This window comes from Aeromonas sp. Prich7-2 (genome assembly GCF_017939255.1).
GTDB lineage: Bacteria > Pseudomonadota > Gammaproteobacteria > Enterobacterales > Aeromonadaceae > Aeromonas > Aeromonas caviae.
This window is the reverse complement of sequence record NZ_JAGKRI010000101.1, coordinates 1-1,786: the sequence shown is the minus strand read 5'-3', so window position 1 is coordinate 1,786 and position 1,786 is coordinate 1. Positions and strand designations below refer to the sequence as shown.

Annotated in this window: 1 pseudogene; it reads left to right on the top strand. The window is 65.4% G+C overall.

Annotation, left to right across the window (positions count from 1 at the left end):
• Window positions 1-1,753, top strand: a pseudogene (locus J9892_RS15320) (Tn3-like element TnAs1 family transposase); the annotation flags it as partial.
• Between the last annotated feature and the right edge of the window lie 33 nt (window positions 1,754-1,786).

Here is a 1,786-nt window from a genome sequence, read left to right as displayed (position 1 = left end):
GCCGGCCGCGCAAGGCGTGCTGGCAGCCGTGCAGACCCTGCGTGAGATGAACGCCGACAACCTGCGCAAGGTGCCGGCCGATGCACCCACGGCCTTCATCAAGCCGCGCTGGAAGCCGCTGGTGATCACCCCGGAAGGCCTCGACCGGAAATTCTACGAAATCTGCGCCCTGTCCGAGCTGAAGAACGCCCTGCGCTCCGGCGACATCTGGGTCAAGGGCTCGCGGCAGTTCCGCGACTTCGACGACTACCTGCTGCCGGCCGAGAAGTTCGCCGCACTCAAGCGCGAGCAGGCCCTGCCCCTGGCGATCAACCCGAACAGCGACCAGTACCTGGAAGAGCGTTTGCAGCTGCTGGACGAGCAGTTGGCCACCGTCACCCGCCTGGCCAAGGACAACGAGCTGCCCGATGCCATCCTCACCGAGTCAGGGCTGAAAATCACCCCGCTGGATGCGGCGGTGCCGGATCGGGCGCAGGCGCTGATCGACCAAACCAGCCAGTTACTGCCGCGCATCAAGATCACCGAACTGCTGATGGACGTGGACGACTGGACGGGCTTCAGCCGCCACTTCACCCACTTGAAGGACGGGGCCGAGGCCAAAGACAGGACGTTGCTGCTGTCCGCAATCCTCGGTGATGCGATCAACCTCGGGCTGACCAAGATGGCCGAGTCGAGCCCCGGCCTGACCTACGCCAAGCTGTCCTGGCTGCAAGCCTGGCACATCCGCGACGAAACCTATTCGGCGGCCTTGGCCGAGCTGGTCAACCACCAGTATCGCCACGCCTTTGCCGCCCACTGGGGCGACGGCACGACCTCATCCTCCGATGGCCAGCGCTTCCGCGCGGGTGGCCGGGGCGAGAGCACCGGGCACGTCAACCCGAAGTACGGTAGCGAGCCGGGACGGCTGTTCTATACCCATATCTCCGACCAGTACGCGCCGTTCAGCACCCGCGTGGTGAATGTCGGCGTCCGCGATTCCACCTATGTGCTCGACGGCCTGCTGTACCACGAGTCCGACCTGCGGATCGAGGAGCACTACACCGACACGGCCGGCTTCACCGATCACGTCTTTGCCCTGATGCACCTGCTAGGCTTCCGCTTCGCGCCGCGCATCCGCGACCTCGGCGAAACCAAGCTGTACGTGCCGCAGGGCGTGCAAGCCTACCCGACGTTGCGCCCGCTGATCGGCGGCACCCTGAACATCAAGCACGTGCGTGCCCACTGGGACGACATCCTGCGCCTGGCCAGCTCGATCAAGCAGGGCACCGTCACCGCCTCGCTGATGCTGCGCAAGCTCGGCAGCTACCCGCGCCAGAACGGACTGGCCGTGGCCCTGCGCGAGCTGGGCCGGATCGAGCGCACGCTGTTCATCCTGGACTGGCTGCAAAGTGTTGAACTGCGCCGCCGCGTGCATGCCGGCCTGAACAAAGGTGAGGCGCGCAACTCGCTGGCCAGGGCGGTGTTCTTCAACCGCCTTGGGGAAATCAGGGATCGGAGCTTCGAGCAGCAGCGCTACCGGGCCAGCGGCCTCAACCTGGTGACGGCGGCTATCGTGCTGTGGAACACGGTGTACCTGGAACGCGCCACCCAGGGGTTGGTCGAGGCCGGCAAGCCGGTGGACGGCGAGCTGCTGCAATTCCTGTCGCCGCTGGGCTGGGAGCACATCAACCTAACCGGCGATTACGTCTGGCGGCAGAGCCGCAGACTGGAAGACGGGAAGTTTCGGCCCTTACGGATGCCCGGAAAACCTTAGCGTACGATTTTTTCCGAATTCTGCGGGCTCCCC